Annotated in this window: 17 protein-coding genes; 7 read left to right on the top strand and 10 right to left on the bottom strand. The window is 41.3% G+C overall.

Annotated elements, in window-relative coordinates; all coding sequences use genetic code 11:
* Positions 1-47 precede the first annotated feature (47 nt).
* Together AM608_RS08210 and AM608_RS12585 are read right to left on the bottom strand one after the other, a co-directional pair.
* A complete protein-coding gene (locus AM608_RS08210; RefSeq protein WP_053581393.1) occupies positions 48-1,424 on the bottom strand; it encodes a hypothetical protein in 1,377 nt (458 codons plus the stop codon).
* Between the two features lie 436 nt (positions 1,425-1,860).
* Positions 1,861-2,013, bottom strand: a complete 153-nt coding sequence (locus AM608_RS12585; protein ID WP_082315845.1) for a glycine cleavage system protein T — start codon at positions 2,011-2,013, stop codon at positions 1,861-1,863.
* Positions 2,014-2,513: 500 nt separating this feature from the next.
* Between AM608_RS12585 and AM608_RS08205 the strand changes: the two genes are divergently transcribed.
* The 6 genes from AM608_RS08205 (at position 2,514) to AM608_RS08185 (ending at position 10,459) form a co-directional block, all read left to right on the top strand.
* Positions 2,514-5,858: a SusC/RagA family TonB-linked outer membrane protein gene (locus AM608_RS08205; protein WP_053581392.1), complete on the top strand. Its 3,345-nt coding sequence runs from the start codon at positions 2,514-2,516 to the stop codon at positions 5,856-5,858.
* Positions 5,859-5,872: 14 nt separating this feature from the next.
* Positions 5,873-7,354 (top strand): RagB/SusD family nutrient uptake outer membrane protein, encoded by a 1,482-nt coding sequence (locus AM608_RS08200; RefSeq protein ID WP_009421594.1) that lies wholly within the window; start codon positions 5,873-5,875, stop codon positions 7,352-7,354.
* Positions 7,355-7,396: 42 nt separating this feature from the next.
* Complete coding sequence (locus AM608_RS08195; RefSeq protein ID WP_009421606.1) at positions 7,397-8,236, top strand: putative zinc-binding metallopeptidase; 840 nt, start codon at positions 7,397-7,399, stop codon at positions 8,234-8,236.
* Between the two features lie 14 nt (positions 8,237-8,250).
* Entirely contained in the window at positions 8,251-9,582 is a 1,332-nt protein-coding gene (locus AM608_RS08190) for a DUF4302 domain-containing protein (protein WP_009421604.1), read from the top strand.
* 107 nt (positions 9,583-9,689) lie between these two features.
* Positions 9,690-9,830: a hypothetical protein gene (locus AM608_RS12275; protein ID WP_172672751.1), complete on the top strand. Its 141-nt coding sequence runs from the start codon at positions 9,690-9,692 to the stop codon at positions 9,828-9,830.
* Positions 9,831-9,841: 11 nt separating this feature from the next.
* Positions 9,842-10,459: an outer membrane beta-barrel protein gene (locus tag AM608_RS08185; RefSeq protein ID WP_053581391.1), complete on the top strand. Its 618-nt coding sequence runs from the start codon at positions 9,842-9,844 to the stop codon at positions 10,457-10,459.
* A gap of 549 nt (positions 10,460-11,008) precedes the next feature.
* Here AM608_RS08185 and AM608_RS08180 read toward each other — a convergent pair.
* The 8 genes from AM608_RS08180 to AM608_RS08145 form a co-directional block, all read right to left on the bottom strand.
* Positions 11,009-11,440, bottom strand: a complete 432-nt coding sequence (locus AM608_RS08180; protein ID WP_016478468.1) for a hypothetical protein — start codon at positions 11,438-11,440, stop codon at positions 11,009-11,011.
* 56 nt (positions 11,441-11,496) lie between these two features.
* Positions 11,497-12,960, bottom strand: coding sequence for an NAD(P)H-hydrate dehydratase (locus tag AM608_RS08175; RefSeq protein WP_053581390.1), 1,464 nt, complete (start codon positions 12,958-12,960; stop codon positions 11,497-11,499).
* 92 nt (positions 12,961-13,052) lie between these two features.
* Positions 13,053-14,045, bottom strand: coding sequence for a gliding motility protein GldB (locus AM608_RS08170; protein ID WP_053581389.1), 993 nt, complete (start codon positions 14,043-14,045; stop codon positions 13,053-13,055).
* 264 nt (positions 14,046-14,309) lie between these two features.
* Positions 14,310-15,776: a pyruvate kinase gene (gene pyk, locus AM608_RS08165; RefSeq protein WP_053581388.1), complete on the bottom strand. Its 1,467-nt coding sequence runs from the start codon at positions 15,774-15,776 to the stop codon at positions 14,310-14,312.
* Positions 15,770-16,237 (bottom strand): IPExxxVDY family protein, encoded by a 468-nt coding sequence (locus tag AM608_RS08160; protein WP_002674816.1) that lies wholly within the window; start codon positions 16,235-16,237, stop codon positions 15,770-15,772. Before AM608_RS08160 ends, pyk begins: the two co-directional genes overlap by 7 nt.
* 250 nt (positions 16,238-16,487) lie before the next feature.
* The gene (mnmG, locus tag AM608_RS08155; RefSeq protein ID WP_053581387.1) at positions 16,488-18,359 is read right to left on the bottom strand and encodes a tRNA uridine-5-carboxymethylaminomethyl(34) synthesis enzyme MnmG; all 1,872 of its coding nucleotides are present in this window, start codon (positions 18,357-18,359) and stop codon (positions 16,488-16,490) included.
* Between the two features lie 36 nt (positions 18,360-18,395).
* Positions 18,396-18,872 carry a hypothetical protein gene (locus AM608_RS08150; protein WP_002674818.1) on the bottom strand — a complete coding sequence of 159 codons (477 nt, stop codon included), beginning with the start codon at positions 18,870-18,872 and terminating at the stop codon, positions 18,396-18,398.
* Positions 18,873-19,002: 130 nt separating this feature from the next.
* Entirely contained in the window at positions 19,003-21,846 is a 2,844-nt protein-coding gene (locus AM608_RS08145; RefSeq protein ID WP_053581386.1) for a triple tyrosine motif-containing protein, read from the bottom strand.
* A 1,119-nt stretch (positions 21,847-22,965) separates the two neighbouring features.
* On the opposite strand from AM608_RS08145, the gene hutH reads away from it, so the two are divergent.
* Positions 22,966-24,474, top strand: coding sequence for a histidine ammonia-lyase (gene hutH / locus AM608_RS08140; RefSeq protein ID WP_053581385.1), 1,509 nt, complete (start codon positions 22,966-22,968; stop codon positions 24,472-24,474).
* Positions 24,475-24,502 lie beyond the last annotated feature (28 nt).

The following is a 24,502-nucleotide window of genomic DNA, read 5'->3' as shown; positions in this document are numbered from 1 at the left end:
ATTAAGAGTTAAAAAGCTGAGACTTGTGTAGCAAAAAGTGAGCCAGATCATTCTGTATACTTTTTGATAAGGCGAATCATTAAGTCGCTGAGTTTTTCGACTTGATACTCCCCTACACTGGGTTCTAGATGGGCGTTACCTATACCGCTGTCGTCGGTGATAAAGACATAGGTACCATTGGTATATATTGCCATAAAACGCATTAAGAACTCGGTGGGCTTATCGATACCACTGGCTACGATAGGAATGAGTTTGATGCCTTTCTCGGCAGCGGTTTTAACTGATGCTTGTACGCTTTTGAGTACCTTATCTTCGTGATGTGGAGGAGCATCGAGTACTAAAAAGGCAATACGTGTGCGTGCCTCGGCGTCCCATTGGAGTTTATTGAGCTGATTGAGGGCTGAGTGTACTGCTTCGGGGAAGTCGCCACCACCATCAGCTTTTTGGTTATTAATAAACTGAATGGTTTTATTGATATCCTTAGTAAAATCGGAATGTTTGACTACATACTCATCGCCTTCGTCGCGATAAAAGACCGTAGCGGTGCTTATTTTGAGGTTTTTATTTCCTTCTTCTACCTTACTGATTACGTTCTTCAAGTCCATTTTTAGAAACTCTAACTCATCACTCATTGAGCCGGTAGCATCTACCATAAAGGCAATTTGCACTTCGTTTGATGCTTTTTTTACTTCATTTTTAAGCGCAATACGGTTGAGTGTGTTTTCGCTAATTGCTTTTTCTGTGCTCACCCATTGGTCGTTTACTTTTAGGCGCAAATGCTCGGTGTTAAGCTCTTTTTCTTTTTGGAAGGCACTCACCCATAGTTCAGCTTTACCCGTGTTATCGGTTTTAGCTGTCCATAGCAGGGTATTGTTGCGATAGAGCGCAACGGTAACATTCACAGCAGGCTTACCATTAGCGGTTACAAGTACCGCTATACGGTGATTGGTGTACATTTGCCAATGTTCGGGGAAAGGAGCAAATTCATTTTTATTTAGCGTTTTTTGATAGAAATCCCAACTATTGAGGTCGTTCCACTCGCCGGCAGTTACCAAGCCGGACTGAGGTTGGGGGTCGCTTTCGGGACGATGTTTGCGGTGCTTAGGTTCAGTGTGTTTTGCTGGTTTGCTGGTTGCTACATCTTTTGCTACTGACATTTTAGCTGACATCGTACTTTCGTCACTTCTGCTAACATCGCCTGTTATTTTAGAGGATTTTCTCTTAGCGCTCTTTTCGCCGTAGCCAACTACGGCTATCTCGGCTAATTCGCCACTACTTTCTTCTCGGTAATCGGTGGCAGAGCTTTCATATGGGTAATCGGAGGTACTGCTTCCACGATCAACGGGTTTATAAGCGTTTCGGTTGCCACAAGCTCCTATGAGTAGGGCGAGGCATAACAATAAAAAATAAGATATGTTTTTCATTTTGGAATATAGTTTTTGTGTTTTTAAGAGAAAGTATACGAAAATAATGCCAAATTAGTACAATGATGCCGGAAATGTGGATAAAAAAGATTATTAGTAGGCAAGAGCTAGAATAAAGCCCCCGACCCCCCGAAGGGGGACAAGCCACAAATAGGGTTACTTGGTTGAAAAGAAACATTCTCTTGTCACATATCCAGCTGTGAGTCCTCGTTGGCTACCTTCAAAGGGGGAATGTAGTGACAGTCATTTCTTCCCTTTTCCGTCGTACTTCCCCCTATTGCCTATGGCCTAAGGCCTATCACCTCTTCCTCTTTCTTTCGTCTCAAAACCCCGTTTTTAACATTTTTAGCCTTGTTGTATTATACTATGAGTCAATCACTTATATACCCTTTCTATACCAATCGTCCAAGATTCGTATAAGCTTCCTATAAGCTCTCTATAAGCTAACCACACCCTCCTTACACCCTTTTTTCATCAAAATCCCTCCCAACTCACTTTTTATGTTTTTCGTTTTCCTCCGATAACTCAAACGAGTCCTATTTGTCCGACAAGTCAGATCCATTAAAAAACCTTTTTTATCACTATCCATTTCCAAATTTCCTAATTCTCTAATTTTCTAATTTTCTATGCCCATCGTGCTACGACTGCCCGTGCGGTTCACAGCTAATTTACTAATCACTCAAACTCTCATTAGCCTAAAAACACTTCAATTTCAATTAAAGAATAATATTTTAAAGTGTTAAATAAAGTTAAATTTCACAGAAAGTTACAGTTTAATAAACAGCGCTTAAAAGCGAATTATGAGTCCCTATATACTTGAAAATAAGTGTTTTGCAAAGTAATATGTGAAAAACTAAAAAAAACGCAATGTTTTTGGCGATTCTCTGAAAATATTGCAAAGAATTCAGCAAAATGATGAAAAAAAATAGGGTATTTTCAGAAAATGCACTTGTTTTATTCAAAAAATAGCATTAGGAAATTATACACATTTGGTTATTTAACATAGAAAAAAATTACCCATAAAATTTGCTTTTATAATTTTTTTTCTGAACCTTTGCAAAATTAATTGAACGAAATAATATAATAGCGATGAAAGAAAAATTGATGTATGCACTGTTATGCACTGTGCTGTTCTTTGGTGTTGCCTTTGCCCAAGAACGCACCGTAACAGGGGTAGTAAAAGATGAAGGAGGCACTCCACTACCCGGTGCCTCAGTACTGGTAAAAGGTACTTCTCACGGGGTCGCCACCGATTTCGATGGTAAATACTCCATTAAAGTACCCAATGACAGCGCCGTATTAGTCTTTTCTCAGCTGGGGAGTGCCTCAGTAGAGAAAGTAGTAGGTACTGCCAAAGTGATTAACGTTGTCCTTAAAGAGAACGTAACTGAACTTAAAGGGGTAGTCGTTACTGGTTACCAAGAGTTCGACCGTTCTAAGTTTACGGGTAATGCCCAAACCCTCAAAGCCGACAATATCAAAATGGACGGCGTAGTCGATGTAGGTCGTATGATCGAAGGTCGTGCCGCAGGGGTAAACGTACAGAACATCTCTGGTACTTTTGGTACTTCACCTAAAATTACCATTCGCGGGGGCTCATCTATCTTCGGCGATACCAAACCGCTATGGGTGGTCGATGGTGCCGTACAAGAAGAAGTAGTAAACCTTAGCTTCGAGCAACTCGCTTCGGGTGATGCTTCTACCCTGGTAAGCTCCGCTATCTCTGGTATCAATGCCAACGATATCGAGAGCATCGAAATCCTTAAAGATGCTTCAGCCCTTTCTCTTTACGGAGCACGCGCCCTGAACGGTGCCGTGATTATCACTACCAAAAGTGGTAAGAAAAACGTAAAAACACAGATAAACTACCAATTAGAAGAGTCCGTGCGTATGATTCCTAACTATAATCAGTACGACATTATGAACTCTCAAGAAACAATGGACGTATATCAAGAGTTGGAACGCAAAGGCTACTTCTCGCTTTCTTCTCATACCCAAGCGCGTTACGGTGGGGCTTACAATATAATGTATCGTGCTATCGATACCTTTAATCCCGCTACAGGCACTTTCTTACTCGAAAATACCGATGCAGCACGCGTTGCTTTCTTGCGCAAATATGAATACGCTAATACCGATTGGTTTAAAACTCTCTTTCGCCCATCGCTCACTCAAAACCATACGGTGAGCCTTTCAGGTGGGGGTGAAAATGCAACGGTGTATGGTTCAGTAGGTTTCTTTGTAGACCCCGGTTGGACAATTGCTGACCGTGTGCACCGTGTAACTGGTAACCTCAAAACCACCTATACGCTTTCACCCAGCGTAAAGATAGGGGTGCTTACACAAGGCTCTATCCGTACCCAAAAAGCTCCTGGTACCTATAGCCGTGCTACTAATGCCGTAACAGGAAGTTATGAACGTGATTTTGATATCAACCCTTTTAGCTATGCGCTTAACACCACTCGTGCTTTGCGCCCTTATGGCGATGATGGTAAGTACGAGTTTTACCGTTATAACTATGCTCCTATGAATATCTTGCACGAGCTCGCCAATAACTATATGGATTTGAATGTGCTTGAGTATAAAATTCAGGGCGACTTAGAAGTGAAACTCGCCAAAGGATTGAAGTATAATTTCCTTGGTTCTGTACGCCACGTAAAGAGTTCAAACGAGCACTCTATGAGAGAAGATTCTAACGTAGCAGAGGCTTACCGCGCCAATCAGACTACTGTTGTAACCAAAGCTAATCCTTTCTTATTTACTGATCCTGCCGACCCTGATGCCCTTCCTCAAGTAGCATTGCCTAATGGGGGTATATACAAACGCACTGAAAACAACTTGCAAAGTTATTACTTCCGCAATGCCTTAGAGTATAAACGCTTGTTTAAAGACGTACACGACCTAAAAGTATTCTTAGGGCAAGAGTATCGCCATACCGACCGCGATAACTCTTTCTTTAACGGATATGGCTATCAGTTTGCACGTGGAGGGACTGCCTTTACCGATTATCGCATTATTCAAAAAGCGATACAAGAAAATACTCCTTATTTTGGCAAATCATACACCAAAGAACGTGGTATAGCTTTCTTCTTGCAAGGCACTTATACCTATGATAACCGCTATGTTTTTGCTGGTACACTGAACTATGAAGGTTCTAACCAATTAGGGCGTAGTCGCTCTGCTCGCTGGTTACCTACTTGGAATGCGAGTGCTCGTTGGAACGCTTCCAACGAGAAATTCCTCGAAGATAATAGCACCATCTCAAACCTTGCTTTCCGTCTTAGCTACGGACTTATCGCTGGTTTAGGAGCTGCTAGCAACGCTTTGGCTATCTTCGAAAATAGTATTGCCAATCGTTATAACTCTGCCGATAGAGAAAGTATGATTACTATTAAGTCCCTACAAAATAGTGAACTCACTTGGGAAAAAGTATACGAAACTAACGTAGGTATAGAACTCGGCTTGTTTAAAAACCGTATCAACTTGTCATTAGACCTTTATCAAAAGAACTCTAAAGACCTAATTGACCTTGTTCGTACCTCAGGTATTGGTGGTGAAATTACCAAATTAGCCAACAATGCCACAATGGTAACAAAAGGGATTGAACTCGCTTTGGATACTAAAAATATCAAAACTGATGATTTTAGCTGGAATACAGGTATCAATTTCGCTTATTTCAACCAAGAAATTACAAGCCTTCTATATAAGCCTAATGTATTTAACTTAGTGCGCGAAGTAGGAGGAAATGTAGTAGGAGGCGCCCGCAACACTTTGTATTCTTATGATTTCAGAGGGTTAAATGATAAAGGTCTCCCCGTGTTTAACTTGCGCAATGGCAGTACCGATTATGCAGATATTGATTTCCAAAACCGTCAAGATATCCTTTCTTATCTCAAAAAAGAAGGAGCGGTAGAACCTAACCTCACCGCTGGGCTCTCCAATACTTTCAAATATAAAAATTGGGAATTTAGCTTTTTGATTACGGCTTCAGCTGGTAACAAAATACGCAAAGCAGACCAATATACTGTAGATTACAACGACCTCAGTGTATTCCCTAAGGAAATGAAAAACCGATGGGTAAGAACAGGTGACGAAAAGATAACTAATATCCCTTCTATTCCTTCTAAATTCACTCTGAATGAGGTGGGAGAAGATACTTTGCGTCGCGTGTACAATGCCTACAACCATTCTACTGCCCGTGTAGTAGATGGCTCTTTCATTCGTATGAAAAGTATGAGTCTTTCTTATACTTTTGCCAAAGACGTATTAGATGCCTTGCACGTAAACAATCTTACCTTGCGCTTACAAGCCACCAATCCGTTCTTGATTTATGCCCATAAAGACCTCAACGGGCAAGACCCCGAGTTCTTCCGCACTGGTGGGGTTGCCTATCCTGTAAGTGCTCAATATACATTTACTATCAATTTAGGAATCTAAAAATGAATACACCGATGAAAAATATACTATATACCACCACAAGAATAGTAGCCATAGGATTACTATTCGCTTCTTGTGATAAATTCTTAGACGAAGTCCCTGATACTCGTACCGAAATCGATACTCCCGAAAAAGTACAAGAACTCTTGGTAAGTGCCTATCCTGATGCTTTGTATATGGATATTGCCGAAACAATGAGTGATAATGCAGGTGATAAAATAAGCCTTACCGAAACTTCTATCTTAAACACAGAACTCTACCAGTGGAAAGATAGCAAAGAAACCCGATGGGATGCTCCTACTTTCTATTGGAAGGCAGCTTGGGGTGCCATAGCCTCTGCTAACCACGCCTTAGAAGCCGTAGAAAAACTAGGTGGAGGTTCCTCTCTTAATTACCTCAAAGGAGAAGCACTCGTAGCACGCGCTTACGCCCATTTTATGTTGGGGCTGTTGTGGTGTAAGCCCTACAACCCTGCTACCGCCTCTTCCGATTTAGGATTACCTTATGTAACCGCTGCCGAGAAAGTAGTATTTGCTAAGTACACACGCTTGTCGGTAGAAGAATACTATAAGGCTATCGAAAAAGACCTCGAAGAGGGCTTACCTCTTATCGATAATACCTCGTATAGCAAGCCCAAATTCCACTTTACCAAAGAAGCTGCTCATATTTTTGCTACTCGTTTCTACTTAGTAAAAGGAGAATGGGCTAAAGTTATTGCACACGCCAATGAAGCTCTTGGTAGTAATCCTGCTGCCAAAGTACGCGATATAAACAAGATAAATACCCTTACCACTTTGCAACGTCAGGCGCAATACAGTAGTACCAGTGAGCCTTCCAACGCTTTGATTACAGGAGCCTCTTCCAAATATCAAAGAAACCTTAGTCGTAATAAATACGGGATGACGGCTACTTTATCTGTCTATTTGTCGCAAAGAAGCTTACACCCACTTAATATGCCTTGGGCATATGATTTCCAAGGAGGTAATGAGAATGTACAGAATATTCCTAAATATCAAGAATATTTTAAAGTAGACAACGTTTCAGCAGGTACAGGTTACCCCTACGGAATGGCTACTCTCTTGCTTTATGACGAAGCCCTGCTTAACCGTATGGAAGCCTATGTAATGACAGGGCAAACAGCTAAGTTTATCGAAGACCTAAAAGTGTATTTACCTTTTAAAACAGGGGAAACACTCGATGTAAGTAACATTACCGAAACAGCTCTTAATACCAAATACAACGGAAAAGGTACTGAGCTCTCTCCTGCTTATACACTTACCACTCCTCAGCGCCAAATGTTGCAATGTCTGCTCGATTTGCGCCGTATAGAATTTGTTTTCGAAGGATTGCGCTGGTTCGATATTAAACGTTTTGGTTTAAAAGTAATTCACCAAAAGGGGAACCAAACCTTAGAACTCAACAAAGGCGATTTGCGTCGTGAGTTGCAAATACCCGAAGACGCCTTGGCTGCAGGTATTACTCCTAATCCAAGATAAAAAAAACAAGTATCAATTAATAATTTAACAATTGACAATTGTATGAAAAAGATATACTTTATAGCAATGTTCACTCTCTTGTTAGTGGCTTGCAACAGAAAAGAGACACTTAGTGATAAAAGTGTGCTTAAAACCAAAGTAACAGCTCAAACTGAATTGGATACTTATATATACAACAATTTCCAAAAACCTTATAACATTATAGTTACTTACAACTGGAAAGATTCCGATTTCGAGTTTAACAAGTTTCTATATCCCCCTACCGAAAGCAAGATAAAACCTATGCTTGAAGTAGTTAAAAAGGTTTGGATAGATAGCTATTCCGAAATAGCAGGAGCTAACTTTATAAAAGAAGTGGCTCCAAGACAAATTTCATTGGTAGGAGGTTATAACGTTAATGAAAACGGTACAATTACTCTTGGTTTTGCCGATAGTGGTATGAAAATTACTCTTTTTAATGTCGACCAGCTCGACCTTACCAATCACGTTGGCACTCGCCGGTATTTTCATACCATTCAGCACGAGTATTGCCATATTATCAACCAGAAAAAACCCTATTCTACTGAGTTTGGCAAAATAACCCCCAACTATACCTCCGTTTGGGCAAACTATAGAAATGATGAAGCTAACGAGTTGGGCTTTATTACCAATTATGCTAGAGCCAATGATGTAGAAGACTTTGCCGAAATGACCTCTACAATGCTTGGGATGAGCAAAACTGCTTGGGATGCTAAAGTAGAGGCTATTACAGATACCAAGGCTAAAGAAGCTATTCGCAAGAAAGAAGAATTTGTAGTAGCCTATTTTAAAAGCGAATGGAATATAGACTTTTACGCACTACAAGCCAAAGTAGAAGAACAAATGCTTTCTGTATTACAATAAAAACCTGATGAACGATGAAAAAGATAATATTCACACTAATAGTATTGGCAACACTGGTTGCTTGCCAAAAGAACGAACCCGATAGCTTGTTCGACAAGAACCCTTCGGAACGTTTTGAAGAAAGTCAAGCCGAATTGCGTAAAGAACTTACTACTGCTCAGCAAGGCTGGAAACTTACCTATTTTACTAAAGAAGGCGTATTTGGTGGCTACCATTTTTTGATGAAGTTTACCCCCGAAGGTCTTGTAACAATGGTATCCGATTTCAATAGTAGTACAATCTCTCCTACCACCAGTAAATATGAAATACAAGAGGGACAAGGTACTATGCTTGCTTTCACCACTAAAAATTATATTCACGAATTAGCAGATGCAATGCAAGGAATACGAGGTAAAGGGTATGCAGGGGAATTCGAATTTATTTATTATGGTAAAGAGGGGAACAAACTTAAATTCAAAACCCAGCGCAAATCTACTGAGCAGTTTGTATATTTCGAACCCGCTACAGCACAAGATTGGACAGACATTACTACGCTTTCAAGTAATCTCAGTACCTTGGTTGAGAATATGTCTAATTATTATATGAAAGTAACTGCTAATGGCACTAGTACTGATTATGAAATTGGTATGCAAAACGGGCTTATAGGGGTAGCACCTCTCAACTCTAATACACCCTCATTAGCTTCGACAATGGCTACTAAAACAGGAGTAGCCTTTAAACCTGCCCTTACTATACAAGGCAAGAAGTTTACTGAACTAACCCGTGATGATAGTACCACCCCTCCTACCTATAAAGCCACCGTAGACGGGGTAACGGCAGAAGTATATTTTTCATTAACACCTCCTGATGTATTTGTTACAGATGATTATAAAGATGTTAATACAAAAATAGTAGCATTCATCTTACTTACAGATGAAATGAAAAAATATACAAATATTACAAGTACTCCTTTCTATGAAAATGTCTTAAAAGTAAATAGCACTACCGATTTCACAAGAACACAATTAGTTTTTCAAGGCACAAAATGTCTTGTAGCTTTAGGTTATAACTTTAGTGGAACAGAAGCGTATTACACAGCAACTTTTGATTATGAGTTAAGAAACAAACGTCTTTATCTCAAGAATAAAGCAGAAAATACTTTATCTGCTCAATGGCAGGCTCCTGCTAATAGTACAGTTTTACAAAGAGCACGGTCTGCTATGGATTATTTCGCAAATATAGCCTCTGATGGTTTTTATGTAACCAAACTTTCTAAAAGAATCGGACGTTATACCAATCCTGCTTATACCTTACAAAGTGCTAATACCCCAGAGAATAATATTCCTTATTATGCACAAATGAGATAAAAATAAATAAACTGTATAAAAAGTTTCAAGATTATTTTTGCATCACCACACTTTGCCAAAGTTTCACACTTTGGCAAAGTTATTTAACCTCTAAAACTCTAACCTAAATGTACAAATTTATCCTTATAGTAGCTGTACTCCTGCTCATTACCCATATTTTCTATGAGCCCTCAGTAATAGGCATTACTGCCCTATTACTGCTTATTGTGCTATCTATTTGGAAAATAAAAAACAGTACTAACACCTAAACAAAATACAAATGAAAAAGTTATTATTATCCCTGTTATTATTATGCGCTACTGTTAGTGCTTTTAGCCAAGAAAAAGGAACCGCCAAAGATAGTATTCCATATGTGAAATGGTCATTCATACCCTCTGCCGGTATAGGTTTTGCCGAAATGGTAAGCAACGATTTTCAAACCTTCGGGATTTTTGAACACGGTCATTTACAAATACACTATTATCCCGAAAGAAACTTCCGTTTGGAAACAGGATTAGGAGTATCTCATTTTTCACAAGGAAACTTTAAAGAGAGTGAAAAAGAATACTCCCTGCTAAGGGTAGCCACCCTTGAAGTACCTGTGAGATTAGAAGTGCTTACTCCTGTAAATAACAATGTTTATCTCCTTACAGGTGGGGGATTACAGTTCAACGCTCCTATATGGCATCAGTTTAAAACCCAAGACGTAAACTACCAAAGCTCCACAGGAGGTACTCTCAACCTCTCTCTTCACCTCCTCGCTGGGATAGAAATCTACGCTACCGATAAAACTATACTCTCTATTTATGGAGAATACGGAGGCTCTTTTTGGCAAAAAGGAAACTATGTAACTCGCCATCAAGCTACTATTAATGTTGGTTACACTTATATATTCTAAAAAACGTCAGTTCTCACAGGTGCGAGCCACACGGGCAGGAGAAAATTAGCAAATGGGTAGTGATAAAAAAGGTTTTTTGACAGGTCTGACTTGTCGGACAAATAGGACTGGTCAGAGCTTTCGGAAGGAAACGGAAAGGTTCGGAAGGGCGTATTGAGGTAAAAGGTGCAAAATAAGGAGTAAGATGGGTGTGCTTAGCTTATAGAGAGCTTATAGGAAGCTTATACGAATCTTGGACGATTGGTATAGAAAGGGTGTATAAGTAGTTGATTCATACTGTAATACAACAAGGCTAAAAATGTTAAAAACAGGGTTTCGAGGCGAAAATAAGAGAAAGGACAGACGACTTACTGAAGGTCTCGGAAAGACTCTGAGAAACTCGGAGGTGCGAGCTATAAAGTCGTAAAGAGGGGAGTATGGCGATATAAAAGAGAAAATAGCATTTGGTTATACCCGACTGATGTTAATCAAAAAGAGAGGGGAGACAGTTTATGTAAACTGTCTCCCCTATTGTTATATAAAATAATAGCGATGGGATTTTACTACTGTTTAAAATACTTCTCTAAACTCTACTTCTTTATCGGTTTTGTTTACGATGAGTATTTCAGAAGATTGGGCAGTATGACCTAAATCTTTACCTTCATCTATGGTATATTTTACCAAAATACCACCTGTAAGTGTGGTTTCTAAGGCTTTTACCACTATTTTTACTTCCTTATTGCTGGCAGGAGCCACGATAGCTAAAACGCTCTGTTTGCTGAAATCAATAGCGGTGGGACGCGCTGTGATAGTAGTAGCGCCTCCAAAGATACGGTCAAAATCAGCTTGTGAGTCGATTTTTAAAGTTTCTACTTTTGTATTTTGGAAAGTATTATTGACAAAATAGTTCTCAGCGGGAGTGTAACTCACAGCATTTTTACTGTTGCCACAACTGGTGAGAAACGTTGCTATTACTGCCATACTTAGGATAAGTCTTTTCATTATTTGTGAGTTTTTAATGATAAACCGCTAACATATGGGCAAAAACCGTGCCAAGGCTATAAAAGGTCACGTGCAATAAGGCGTTCCATACCCATTTTTTTTGCTGCACGGTCACCTTGTAAACCGTGTAAAAAGACACCTAAGCAAGCAGCTTCTACCGCACTATAACCCTGAGCCCGTAAGCCCGTAAGCATTCCGGTAAGCACATCGCCACTACCTGCCGTTGCCATTCCTGCATTTCCAGAGGAATTTATCCAATATTTTTCTCCATCGGTCATCATCGTATAGGCTCCTTTGATGAGAAGTATTACTTTGTGCTCTTTGGCAAAGGCTTTGGCTTTAGTGAGCTTGTGCAGGTCGTCGTCCCACTTACCTATAAGACGCTCTAATTCCTTAGGGTGTGGCGTGAGAATTGCATTTTTTGGAAGGGTTTTTAATTGTTCAGGGTGTTGAGCGAGGATATTCAGCGCATCGGCGTCTATTACAAAAGGTGTATCAGGGTATTGTTGAAAAAGACCAAAGAGAGCTGAGGCAGTTTCGGGATGCGTACCCCAACCGATACCCACGCCTATGGCAGAGGGTGTAAAAGAAATCTCTACTGTCTTATAATGTTTTTCTTCCTCACAGGTGAGTACCATCGCCTCAGGTAGGGCAGTTTGCAGTATGTTATAACCACATTGGGGAATTGCAACGGTAAGTAGACCTGCCCCTGCGCGCAATACGGCTGTTCCGCTAAGCACTACTGCCCCTATTTTACCATAGCTCCCACCTACAAGTAACGCGTGCCCATAAGTACCCTTGTGCGAAAATTTAGCACGTCGTCGTTGTAATTGCTGTATATCGGATTCGAGATAGTAGAAATCCGGGTGAAGAGTCTTTAAAAAATGCTCGTCTAAACCTATGTTGAGCACTTCCCACTTACGGATATAGCAACCTGTGGAGGGAAGGAAGAAAGGCAATTTTGGGGTTTGAAAAGTGAGCACTTGGTGAGGGTGTACCCAAATCTCCTCGGGAGACGGAATACGTTCGGTAGGCAGACCCGAGGGCATATCTACACTTAATATATAGCTGTTAGAGTTATTTAAATTCCCAAATATTTGTTGTATCCATTTAGGAGCTGGACGGTTGAGTCCAATGCCAAAAGCAGCATCTATCACTATCTTACCAAACGTAATATTATTTACTTGTTCGGCTCGTATTTCGGCAATTGCAATTCCTTGTGCTTCTAAGAGTTCTTTATTCTGCTGGCAATCGGGCGATAGGTGTTCGCTAAAGCAAAGCAGATAAGTATTCACTTGCCAACCGTCAGCTATGAGCATACGCGCCAAAGCGAGACCATCTCCTCCGTTGTTCCCCGTACCTGCCAATACGGTAACAGTTCGCTCTTTGGGGAGGTGTTCTTTTATCCACTCAAAGAGTTTAGTTGCGGCGCGCTCCATCAGTTGCCACGAGGTGATACCTTCAGCAGAGATAGTATGCGCATCAGCTTCGCGCATTTGTTGTGTGTTTAGAATTTTCATTTCTCTAAAGTAAAAAGATGTTAGCTAATCAAAACATTTGCTAACCTACTAATCTGCTAATTTCTAAATTAAATTGCGTGTGTAACTCGCTTTTAATTCTTATCAGGTTTATAGAGTGATTGCTTAAAGAGCTCATCGGGTTTCATTGCTAAAATTTTCAACATAGATTCCTCTTTGTGATTTTTGGCATAGGCTTGTACTATGCGCAACCCTATAAATCTACCTATTTGTCCTGGTGATTCGTTGTCTAATTCTAAGTAAAATTTAGAGAAAGGGGCTGGATACAAAAAGCGGGTGAGCAGTTTCTTATCTGTTTGATATAACAATTCTTTTTCTATAAAATAACGCCATATCTCAGCTTCGTTTGCCTCAGCCCAAGCGTACTTCTTTGCGTCATACCGCAAAAGGTCAGCAGGTGTTTTTTTGGGTAATAACTCACTTTCTAAATAGAGCTTCTTGCCCTCGTAAATCATATTGTCCAAGAAAGTGAGGTGTATGCCACGAGGTACGAGTTTATCGGCAAAAGCATCAGCTACATCTATCACAAGGTTTTTCTTGTCTAAATCAGCTCTGATGTACTTATCCATATCTTGGTAGTATTTGTGTTGAGTTCCTAAGTAATTATCTGTACCGATAAGTAAGAGACTATCGGCATAAATCACTCGGGTTTCATAAGCTACCCTACTGATAAGCATCACTACCTTAGGTGGCTCAAACTTGGGAAAATAATACTTAATATGCTGAAACAAATTCTTAATCTCTTTCTTCTCAGCAGAAAGTGTACCTACACTCTTTTCAATTTCTCCGTACAAATCGGCATAATGCAGATTCGCAAAAGCAGGAATATCAGGGAAGATAGAACCCTTTCGTATCTCACACCACTCTTCGGGAGTAACGCTCTGAGTGAAAAAATAAGGATACTGTGCACTTAACTCACCCATTTTTGCGTCGGGAGTCTTCATAAAGAGCGAATCAAGACGTATCCAATCAAAGTTCATCGGAATCGCTGCTATTTCTTTCTCTTTTTTGTCGCTACAAGCGATTGCTAATAGCAGACTCGTAAAAATAAATATTTTCCTTATCATGGTATTTGTTATTAGTCGTTAGTTTTAGCTCTTAGATTATTGTCCAAATCGGCTAATTATCACACTCCAAAAAACTGCGTATCTGTTCCTCTTTGGGTGCAAAGATAAAGCAAATTTATCAATTTAACAATTAGTTGTCAGCCTTCAGCTTTGTATAACCAGTCCGGCTCGCCCAAGTAATCGCCTGTCGTACTGCAACCAATAATAAGAAAAGTCGTTCAGCACCTTGCCAAACGACCTTTCTCAAATATTAACCCTCTAAAATTATTTCTTCTTTTTCTTCTCAAAATTCACCGCACACGAGTCGATTTCCGATACGCGTAAAGTGTTTACCATTCCCTTGCCTTGCATTGGCATCGATACGAGACTTATCATTATATCACCCATATCCACGTAGCCTTTTTCGTTGGCAATGTGGTTAATGTCTTCAATAAGCTCATCAGTAGAAACAAAGCGGTCGTAGTAGAAAGTAGTTACCCCCCACAAGAGGTTCAACTGGGTGAGGATACGCTTGTTGGCAGTAAAGATGAGAATGTGCGAATTAGGTCGGTACGACGAAATGCGGAAAGCAGCATACCCACTGTTTGTAAGCGAAGTAATCACTTTGGCATTGGTGTCGTTCGCCATCTTGGCTGCGTGAAAACAGATAGTGTTAGTTACATAGCGCAACGAACGGATAAAAGGTGTAACAAGTGGTACTTGTATCAAATTCGAATCCTCTACACTCTTGATGATGCGAGTCATTTGTTGAATTACCTGTACAGGGTATTTTCCTACCGAAGTTTCGCCTGAAAGCATTACCGCATCAGCACCGTCCATTACCGAGTTTCCTACGTCGTTTACCTCAGCACGGGTGGGTGTCAAACTGGAAATCATACTTTCCATCATTTGGGTAGCGATGATTACCGGAATGTGGTGTGATTTAGCTTTGCGCACCAATTCTTTTTGGATAAGAGGCACTTCTTCAGCAGGGATTTCTACTCCAAGGTCACCACGGGCAACCATAATCCCATTACAAGCTGCCATAATCTTATCAATATTCACCAAGGCTTCTGGCTTTTCTATCTTGGCAATGATAGGAATTTCGTGACCTGCATTCTCTTTGATGAGGTCTTTTAAATCCTGAATGTCTTCAGGGTGACGCACAAACGATAACGCAAACCAGTCTACGTCTTGTGTGATAGCAAAAAGGGCATCACGCACGTCTTTTTCGGTAAGCGCAGGGAGTGATATTTTGGTGTTAGGCAAGTTCACGCCCTTTTTAGATTTCAGCGGACCGCCTTGCACTACTACCGCTACTACCTCGTCTTCGCGGTTGGTGAATTCTACTTCAAAGATGAGCTTCCCATCGTCTAACAAGATACGCTCTCCTGGGTTCACGTCCATCGGGAAAGCTTTGTAGTTCATATACACGCGCTCTTTAGTACCTACGAAGGGCTCTCCGGTAACGAAAGTAACTCGGTCTCCAGGGTATACCGTAGCGTCGTCTTCCATTACCCCCACACGTAATTTAGGACCTTGTAGGTCAGCGAGGATAGCGGTATGAAAGCCGTTTTCTTCGTTGATTTGGCGAATCATTTGCACGCGGTTGCGCACATCGTCGTAATCGGCGTGCGAGAAGTTGATGCGGAATACATTTACCCCTGCAACCATCATATCTCTTATCACCTCAGGACTCTCGGTCGCTGGACCTAAGGTCGCTACAATCTTTGTTTTCTTTGTATTTAACATTCTTGAAAAATCAATTTATATTTTTTATCTAAGGTATCAATTGCTATTTCTCGTGCGGTAGTGGCAGGTACTTCACGAAGCCGATTTAAAATTTTCGGTATATCCAGCCGCCCTTCAGTATCTATCTTCAAAAAGTAATCCACCTTCTTTTCGTTCTCAACCAAATATTGCACCTGTGGCAGTTCTTCAAAAAGGGTAACCACAGCGGTAGGAGCTTGTGTGTCTTGCAGTTTGTTAGCTATACAATGCCAAGTAATATCCGTAGAGGTGTCCTCCCAAGTATAATAGGAAAACTGTCCTCCCGAAGGCATCGTCAAACAAGCCTTTCCTTTTGTCTTAGCCAACTGCAAATGTAGCGTTTTATTTAAGAAATACGCCAACTGATAGTCTTCCAAATGGGTGTGAAGAGCGATAAGTTTATAATCGCAAAAAAACTCTGTCGATAGCTTCAGTTTTGCCATAACCACTCATTTCGGGTGCAAAGATACAAAACAATTCACAATTAGCAATTAACCATTGATAAATTTAACTTACATACTAACGGAACTTACAATAATATCTATAAAACAAAAACCTAAACACCGCATTACGCTAAATGTTTAGGCTCTAAGTTAATCTTCCCTTCTCGATTCCTTTATTTTGCAATCGTCTGTATGGCTCACTGCCGCCTGTCGTGCTACAACTGCCTGTCGTGCTACGACCTCACACCAATTACCTTCCCATATATATCAGCAATATACTGATATCCGCTGGCGATACCCCACTGATGCGCGAGGCTTGCGAAAGAGTAACAGGGCGTATCTTTTTCAGCTTCTCGCGCCCTTCAAACGAGAGCGATACTATCTTGTCGTAATCGAAGTTATCGGGAATGCGCACACTCTCCAAGCGGTTGAGTTTATCAGCATTATTGCGCTCTTTTTCTATATAGCCAGCGTATTTCACCTCCACTTCTGCGCAGGTTTTTTCTTCCTCGGTAAGTTCGTTCTTCTTTATATATTCGGCAATACGGTCTATAGCCTCAAAGTCAGCAAGAGTTACATCGGGGCGAGAAAGTACCTTTTGGAACTTGTCGCCTTGTTTCATTGGTGATGACTCGTATTTTTCGAGTATAGGGTTTACCTCTTCGGGGGTAACACTCAATTCCTTTATATAAGTGATAAATCCACTCACCTTGCGTTCTTTGGCTTCCCACGCACGATAGCGCGCTTCACTTACAGTACCTATTTCATACCCTAACGGAGTCAATCGTCTGTCAGCATTATCCTGTCGCAAGAGGGTGCGGTATTCAGCGCGTGAGGTAAACATACGATAAGGTTCTTCGGTGCCTTTGGTGATGAGGTCATCAATCAAAACTCCTATATAGGCCTCGTCGCGTTTCAGTACAAAAGGAGCTCGCTCGCGTATTTTCAGTACCGCATTCACGCCTGCCATTAGTCCTTGTGCAGCGGCTTCTTCATAGCCTGTAGTTCCGTTGATTTGCCCTGCAAAGTACAAGTTTTCTATAAGTTTTGTTTCAAGGGTATGTTTCAGTTGGGTAGGCGGAAAATAGTCGTACTCTATCGCATATCCTGGGCGGAAAAATTTCACCTTCTCAAAACCAGCTACCTGACTCAGGGCAGCATATTGCACTTCTTCGGGCAAAGAAGTCGAAAAACCGTTCACGTACATCTCTACAGTATGCCAGCCTTCGGGCTCTACAAACAGCTGATGATGGTCTTTGTCGGCGAAACGATTGATTTTATCTTCTATCGAAGGGCAATAGCGCGGTCCTACCCCGTGGATAATGCCCTGAAACATAGGCGAACGGTCGAAGCCTGTGCGCAATATATTATGTACGCGCTCGCTGGTGTACGTCATATAGCAGTCTTTTTGCACTGCGAGCGGCTGTGTTTCAGCAGAGAAAGAAAACTTTTGTGGTTGCTCATCGCCCGGTTGAGGAATCATCTTACTGAAATCAAGCGAGCGTGCATCTACACGTGGAGGCGTACCTGTCTTCATACGTCCCGCCTCAAAACCGTGTTGTACGAGGCACTCGGTGATGCCGTATGCTGCGGGTTCACCTGCACGCCCTCCGCCAAACTGTTTCATTCCTATGTGCATCACTCCGTTCAAAAAAGTACCATTAGTGAGCACTACACTCTTCGCTTTGATAGTAATCCCCAACGAAGTGCGTACTCCTACTACTTTGTCTTTCTCTATCAGAAGGTCGTTTACCATTCCTTGAAAGAAATCAAGTGTAGGCAGACTTTCCAACTGCAATCGCCACGCTTCCGAAAAACCCATACGGTCAGATTGTGCACGCGGACTCCACATAGCAGGCCCCTTCGATTGGTTGAGCATTTTAAATTGAATAGCGGTTTTATCAGTGATAATCCCCATATAGCCCCCCAAGGCATCTATTTCGCGTACTATCTGCCCCTTGGCAATACCTCCCACAGCAGGGTTACAGCTCATTTGGGCGATATGTTGTAAGTTCATAGTAATCAGTAGTGTGCTGGCTCCCATATTGGCAGCCGCAGCGGCAGCTTCAGCACCTGCGTGTCCTCCGCCCACTACTATCACATCGTATTCAGTTGTAAACATTTGTCTAATTTGCAAATGTGCTAATCTGCTAATTTGCTAATTTTTCTTTAGAAGTTTATACAGTTCTTTGATACTCTTTTCGAAGCGTTTGATGAGTTTAGGATTAGTTACTTTACTGCGTAACTGAGGTTGTTCATACCAAGCGGTATCAGCTCCTGCCCTACTATGACTCAGTTCCAATTGGTTGTCTATATTTACAATAAAATAATAATCAGAAGGAAAATAAGCGTCTTTTTCATCAAAGAACACAATAGATTTCGGTAGATAAAAATCTCCATATTCATAGGTAGTGTGAGGTTTTTCAGTATTCCACACTACAGCATACTTAAAACCTTTGGTGTTGTTCCAGAAAGCCCACGACGATGTTTTCTGAGGAAGCTCAAAAATCTGCAAGGCATCTTCGGGAATGAAAGCACTGAGTTGTATGATTTTATTGAATAAATCAACGGTAATCACCTCGTTTCTTAATGGGTGACCGTGTAGTTTCCTCTCTCTGTAATAGATTCTTGGCATAACAATTCAAACTCTTTTAAGTGTGCAAAGGTACAAAATAAAATCATAACTAAAAAATGATACGCAAAAAATAATATTTTTTCCTTTTCTAAATTCTATCTTACAACCGTCTCACATCTCTCTTAGTTTTTTACTGGAATTTTACAAAAAAGTCGTATAGGTTATCGTTTTCGGAAAGGTTGAGTTTTTTGCGGATACGGTAACGGGCAGTTTCAACCCCACGAATGGATACACCTTGCATAGTGGCGATTTCTTTGGTTGTGTAATTAAGCCTTATCAGTACGCAAATGCGCAAATCGGTGGTGGTGAGTGAAGGGAAACGCTCTTTGAGATTCTTGAAGAAGTTCTTGTGAATCATATCGAAGTTTTCTTGGAATACTGCCCATTGGTCTTCTTCTGAGATATTCTCGCGGATATGTTGCAAAATAAGATGACTTTTGGCTTTACTTACTTTCTGGTTGTCCATTAGTTGTTCGAGCTCTACTATGAGATTGGTAAGGAACTCGTCGCGCCTGATGTTTAGCATAGTGGCTTCGGCAAGAGCCTTACTCTTGTACTCTAACTGGTTGGCGAGCATTTGGTTTTGGAGTTTGGTTACTTCTTGTTCGCGTGACTCGAGCAGGCGTTGGCGACGTATTCTTTCACGCAAGAAGGAACGCTCTTTTTTCTTCATTTTATAACGGAAGTAGATAGCTGTTGCTACGATACTTACCCCGATGAAGCTGACGAAATAGAATATATAAGCCCAAAGGCTTTTATACCAAGGGGTGGTGATTTGAAACGGGAGAGAATAGAGGGAGAGCTCTTTGTTTAGTTCGTTGAGCACTTTTACTTTGAGCCTGTATTTACCAGGGGGGAGATTTTGATAACTGATGCTAAAATCGGGGTCGGCTTGCGTCCACCGCTTGTCATATCCTTCTAAGACGTACCACAGTTGGTAATGTTCTTTACTAAAATTGGGATACTGAAATTGGAACACCAAATTGTTTTTGGCGTAAGGGAAAGAAGGATTGGCGGTAATTTCTTCCAAAAGATATTGGTCGGTATCGCGGTCGTAGGAGCGGAGGCTTTTTAGGCTGAGATTATAGGGGTAGGTGGTTTGAGGGGCATTATCGGTATAACGGGCGATACTACCGTCTAAACAAAAGAAAGAAGCACCATCGGAAGACACGAATACTGAGGCGCGGTCTTCGGTGGTGGGGTGTTGGAGCTCATCGAAAGCAATCTTTTCGGTTATTTTGTATTGACCATCGGCAAAGGAAACTAAAAAGTAATCGGTGGCAGTGATAAACCAGAACCAATTATCGTTTACGGGTACTATATTGCGGGTTTTGGTGAGCTGAGGGAGTTGTTCATTGAGGATAGTATAAGGTACAATTTCTTCTTTATCTTCGTTGTAGTAGTAGAATTGAGAGCCGTCGGCAAAGACTACTTTTCCGCGTATTTTGAGGAGGCGAAGGGCTTCTTTGGTTTTAGGTTTACTGAACACTGTTTTGTGTTTCACCTTTCTTAGGTCTTCGGTAAGTGAAAGTTTGCAGACGCCTTTATAGATGTGATTTGTCCAGATGTTGCCCATAGGGTCTATTTCGATGCGATAAGTAAGGTCGAAGAAGCCATCGACGATATGTGAAGGCTCCCACCTGCCAGCTTTGTTTCTCTTGTAAATAGTAAGTACAGAATACGAAGAGCCGACGAGCACCTCCTGACCGTGAATCGTTCCCTTCTTTAAATCCATACCTCCGACGCCTACATTGCTGAGGGGACGTAATTGGTCACCTACGAGTTCGGAGACTCCTTTGTTATGTCCTACAAATAACTGGTGGTCGAACTGCTTTACGAACCACACTTGGCTTGAGAAGTTGGGCAGTTTGTTGAGTTTTCCGTTAGTAAGGGAAAAGACTCCTTTATTAGAGGCTAAGTAATAAGAGTTACCTTGCTCAGCCATATCGCTGATGAGCTCTACATCGCCATTTAAATTTAAGAAGCGGAGTTTGCTAGGGATTTCAATCATAGCAATACCGTTGTCTAAGGCTACCCAGAGGTTGCGCTGGATATCTTCATAAAGCCCGAGTACGGTGTTATTGTTCAGTCCGTTTTTCTTGTGAATATGCCACAGGAGTTTACCTGTGCTGACATTGATAGCATACAAACCTTCGGAAAGGCTTCCTAAGATGAGGTTACCTTCATCGGTAATGAGCGCACGGTTCAGCCTAATGGAGGGTAATAGAGCGTCGATATCGGTAGTGAACTTGCGCAACTGGTCGGTTTGAGGGTTGAAAAAGAACAAGCCATTCTTGTCGGTTACCAGAAGGAGTTCTTTTTGATAGGGGATAGTAGCGATTACCAATCCTCCTAAGCTGTTAGTAGAGAGTTTTTGATGGAGGCGATGTTGAGGGTCGATGGTATAAAAGTCGGCATTTACGCCTTGCATATAGAGGGTATTGCCGTCGGAGAACATTGCAAAAGGGGCGGGTTTAGGGCTGAAAGCGCGTACTTGGTTGCCGTCGAACACAAAATAGGAGGAGAAAGTTTGGAAGTAAATCTTATCTTGATGCTTGAATATGCGCCAGACTTCATCGTTGTGAAAGCGGTAATCTTTGAGTTGGTCTTTTAGAGAAGTGTAGATCAATTGGTTTTGAGCATTGCGCTGGAAGTAGCCAAACTCTTCGAAAGAGCCTACATAGACGCGCAGTTTGGAATCGTTATTATCGGCAAAAACAGAACGGGCTATTTTTTTCTGGGGCAGATAGTGGAGTTGCCATACCTGTCCGTCGAAAGTAAGTAGCCCTTGGTTATTAGCCACGTAGAGGACGCCCGTTTTGCATTGGCTTATTTGCCAATTTTGCAAGCCTGCCTTGTATTGAGTTTGAGAGTAGTTATAGATAGGTGGGACAAAGGGCAAGTCCTGATTTTGAGCTGTTGTGGTGGGGAAATGCCCCAAAAGAATGATAAGTAAGATGATGAAGTGCTTCATATCTATCGCACAATAGTGAGCGACAAAGGTACGAAAAAAAATTAAATAATGTGCATTGGATAGGTAAAAGATATGAGGGAAATTAGAAAATTAGAAAATTAGAAAATGAGGAAATGAGGAAATGAGAGAATAAAAGAAAAATCGATTAAAAAAATAAATAATTTAGGTGTGAGTAAAAAGTAGTGATGGCTATTAGGGTGAAAGACAAGGTTTGTCAGGAGGTAGAGTGGGGGTAAGATAAAGGTAGGGTGAACGATGAGTGGCTCTACAGTGGGTCTACAGTGGGTCTACAGTGGCTCTACAGTGGCTCTACAGTGGCTCTACAATGATGATTAATCAAATTATAATCGAAGATTAGTTGAGTTTATAGTGCTATTATCTGCTAATATCATTGGCAACTGGTTAGATTTGTCGGACATAAAATAACTAACGTAAGTTCGATGCAACAAAAGTGTAGCTTACGCTACAGAAATCTTACAATTCTTTACAAATCAAACAAATAGGCAACAAATACATATTCTGCTATGCCAGCTTGCAAACTACACACAGATTACACGGATTGCACGGATAGTTTTTCAATTGACAATTGACAAATGTGATGTGCACGGATTGGCAACTTCGTTGCTGGATTTCACGGATTATAATACAAATACAATTGTAAATCAGTATTGTATATATTGAATAGATATTATAGTCAAACAAAAATAGATTACGACTCAATAGGCTTGTTTTTAGAGGGCGATTTGCAAATCGCCCCCTACAATATACTGAAAAAGCGACTGATTATCAGTGTATCAATTTTACTAAGGGTTGTAGCACGACGAGGTGAGAGCTACACGAGCAGGTGGAAAATTAGAGAATTAAAAAATGAGGGTGTGTAGTTAATCGGAGTTCTCAGAAAATCTCGGAGAGGCTCAGGACATCACTGATGACTAAAAACTAAGTACTAAATTTTGCTAATTTACAAATTAGTTATTATCTTTGTCGCCAGATTACTAATGGAGAGAATTGCCTTGATATTAATAGGGTGAATTGTCTCACATACTCAGCTGCGCCAGCTCGTTGACTTTGCCCCTACGACATAACACAAAACTTGATTTATATTAATAACTAAAAACAATGAAAACATTGCGTACTTACAGCGATTTTAAAGATATCGTTTTTGATAAGAAAGAAGTGGCTATTAGCAAAGAAGCTAAAGCCCTCATAGAAGAGAGTTACGCTTTCTTAAAAGACTTTGCAGAGAACAAAATCATCTATGGCGTGAATACGGGCTTTGGACCGATGGCGCAATACCGCATTGAAAAAGAAGACCAATTGCAGTTGCAATACAACCTTATCCGCAGTCATAGTTCGGGCTTAGGGGAGGTGTTTGATGAAGAAACCGTGCGTGCAGCTATATTGTGTAGGCTTACGAGCTTGTCGTTAGGCAAATCGGGAGTGCATATAGAGGCAATTGAACTGATGCGCGACCTATTGAACTACCGCATTACCCCGCTTATTTTCCAACACGGAGGCGTGGGAGCTAGTGGCGACCTTGTGCAGTTAGCCCATCTCGCCTTAGTGCTCATAGGCGAAGGAGAAGTGTTCTACAAAGGCGTGCGCAGACCTACGGCGGAAGTATTTGCCGAAGTAGGACTCAAACCGCTACAAATACATTTGCGCGAAGGGCTTTCGTTGATGAACGGCACCTCGGTAATGACGGGCTTGGCAGGGGTGAATGTGTATTACGCACAAAAGCTATTGGATTGGACAGTGAAGTTCACAACGGCTATCAACGAGCTAGTACAGACTTATGACGACCATTTTTCAGAAGAGTTAAACAATGCCAAACAACATACTGGGCAAAAAGAAATCGCCCGAATGATGCGCGACTTCTTGCACGACAGCAAGCGCACCCGCAAGCGTGCAGAACACCTTTACAAAGGGGAACACAACGAAACTGTATTTAAAGAAAAGGTGCAAGAATACTACTCCTTGCGCTGTGTACCACAGATACTCGGGGCTGTATACGACACCATTGCCCATACTGAGCGCATCGTAGAAGAGGAACTGAACTCGGCTAACGATAACCCAATAGTAGATGTGCCTACCCAACAGGTATATCACGGGGGTAACTTCCACGGCGATTATATATCCCTTGAAATGGACAAGCTTAAACTGGTAGTTACCCGTATGACAATGCTTGCTGAGCGACAACTCAACTACCTTTTGAATCCTAAAATCAACGAGCTATTGCCACCGTTTGTAAACGCAGGGAAATTGGGCTTTAACTTCGGTATGCAAGGGGTGCAATTCACCGCTACCTCTACTACTGCCGAAAACCAAACCCTCTCTACCTCGATGTATGTGCATAGTATCCCGAACAATAACGACAATCAGGACATTGTGAGTATGGGTACCAATGCGGCGACCCTTACTCATAAAGTGATAGACAACGCTTTTCAGGTGCTTGCTATTGAGGCTATCACCATTGCGCAGGCTATCGATATTTTGGGATGTTATGACGAGCTTTCGAGCACTACAAAAGAATGGTATAGGGAAATAAGAGCCATTATTCCGTTCTTTAAGGAAGATTTGGTGTTTTATACTTACTTGAAGGAAGCCACATCGTGGTTGAAGAAATAGAATGTTTTTCAACTTTGGCAAAGTTTGA

It is taken from the genome of Capnocytophaga sp. oral taxon 323 (genome assembly GCF_001278825.1).
GTDB lineage: Bacteria > Bacteroidota > Bacteroidia > Flavobacteriales > Flavobacteriaceae > Capnocytophaga > Capnocytophaga ochracea.
Note: the sequence above shows the minus strand (reverse complement) of the source record. Positions and strands in the feature narration are given on the sequence as shown.

Coding starts and splice junctions, on each gene's coding strand:
- AM608_RS08210 (WP_053581393.1), bottom strand. CDS start 1,424: ATGAAAAACATATCTTATTTTTTATTGTTATGCCTCGCCCTACTCATA.
- AM608_RS12585 (WP_082315845.1), bottom strand. CDS start 2,013: ATGGATAGTGATAAAAAAGGTTTTTTAATGGATCTGACTTGTCGGACA.
- AM608_RS08205 (WP_053581392.1), top strand. CDS start 2,514: ATGAAAGAAAAATTGATGTATGCACTGTTATGCACTGTGCTGTTCTTT.
- AM608_RS08200 (WP_009421594.1), top strand. CDS start 5,873: ATGAAAAATATACTATATACCACCACAAGAATAGTAGCCATAGGATTA.
- AM608_RS08195 (WP_009421606.1), top strand. CDS start 7,397: ATGAAAAAGATATACTTTATAGCAATGTTCACTCTCTTGTTAGTGGCT.
- AM608_RS08190 (WP_009421604.1), top strand. CDS start 8,251: ATGAAAAAGATAATATTCACACTAATAGTATTGGCAACACTGGTTGCT.
- AM608_RS12275 (WP_172672751.1), top strand. CDS start 9,690: ATGTACAAATTTATCCTTATAGTAGCTGTACTCCTGCTCATTACCCAT.
- AM608_RS08185 (WP_053581391.1), top strand. CDS start 9,842: ATGAAAAAGTTATTATTATCCCTGTTATTATTATGCGCTACTGTTAGT.
- AM608_RS08180 (WP_016478468.1), bottom strand. CDS start 11,440: ATGAAAAGACTTATCCTAAGTATGGCAGTAATAGCAACGTTTCTCACC.
- AM608_RS08175 (WP_053581390.1), bottom strand. CDS start 12,960: ATGAAAATTCTAAACACACAACAAATGCGCGAAGCTGATGCGCATACT.
- AM608_RS08170 (WP_053581389.1), bottom strand. CDS start 14,045: ATGATAAGGAAAATATTTATTTTTACGAGTCTGCTATTAGCAATCGCT.
- pyk (WP_053581388.1), bottom strand. CDS start 15,776: ATGTTAAATACAAAGAAAACAAAGATTGTAGCGACCTTAGGTCCAGCG.
- AM608_RS08160 (WP_002674816.1), bottom strand. CDS start 16,237: ATGGCAAAACTGAAGCTATCGACAGAGTTTTTTTGCGATTATAAACTT.
- mnmG (WP_053581387.1), bottom strand. CDS start 18,359: ATGTTTACAACTGAATACGATGTGATAGTAGTGGGCGGAGGACACGCA.
- AM608_RS08150 (WP_002674818.1), bottom strand. CDS start 18,872: ATGCCAAGAATCTATTACAGAGAGAGGAAACTACACGGTCACCCATTA.
- AM608_RS08145 (WP_053581386.1), bottom strand. CDS start 21,846: ATGAAGCACTTCATCATCTTACTTATCATTCTTTTGGGGCATTTCCCC.
- hutH (WP_053581385.1), top strand. CDS start 22,966: ATGAAAACATTGCGTACTTACAGCGATTTTAAAGATATCGTTTTTGAT.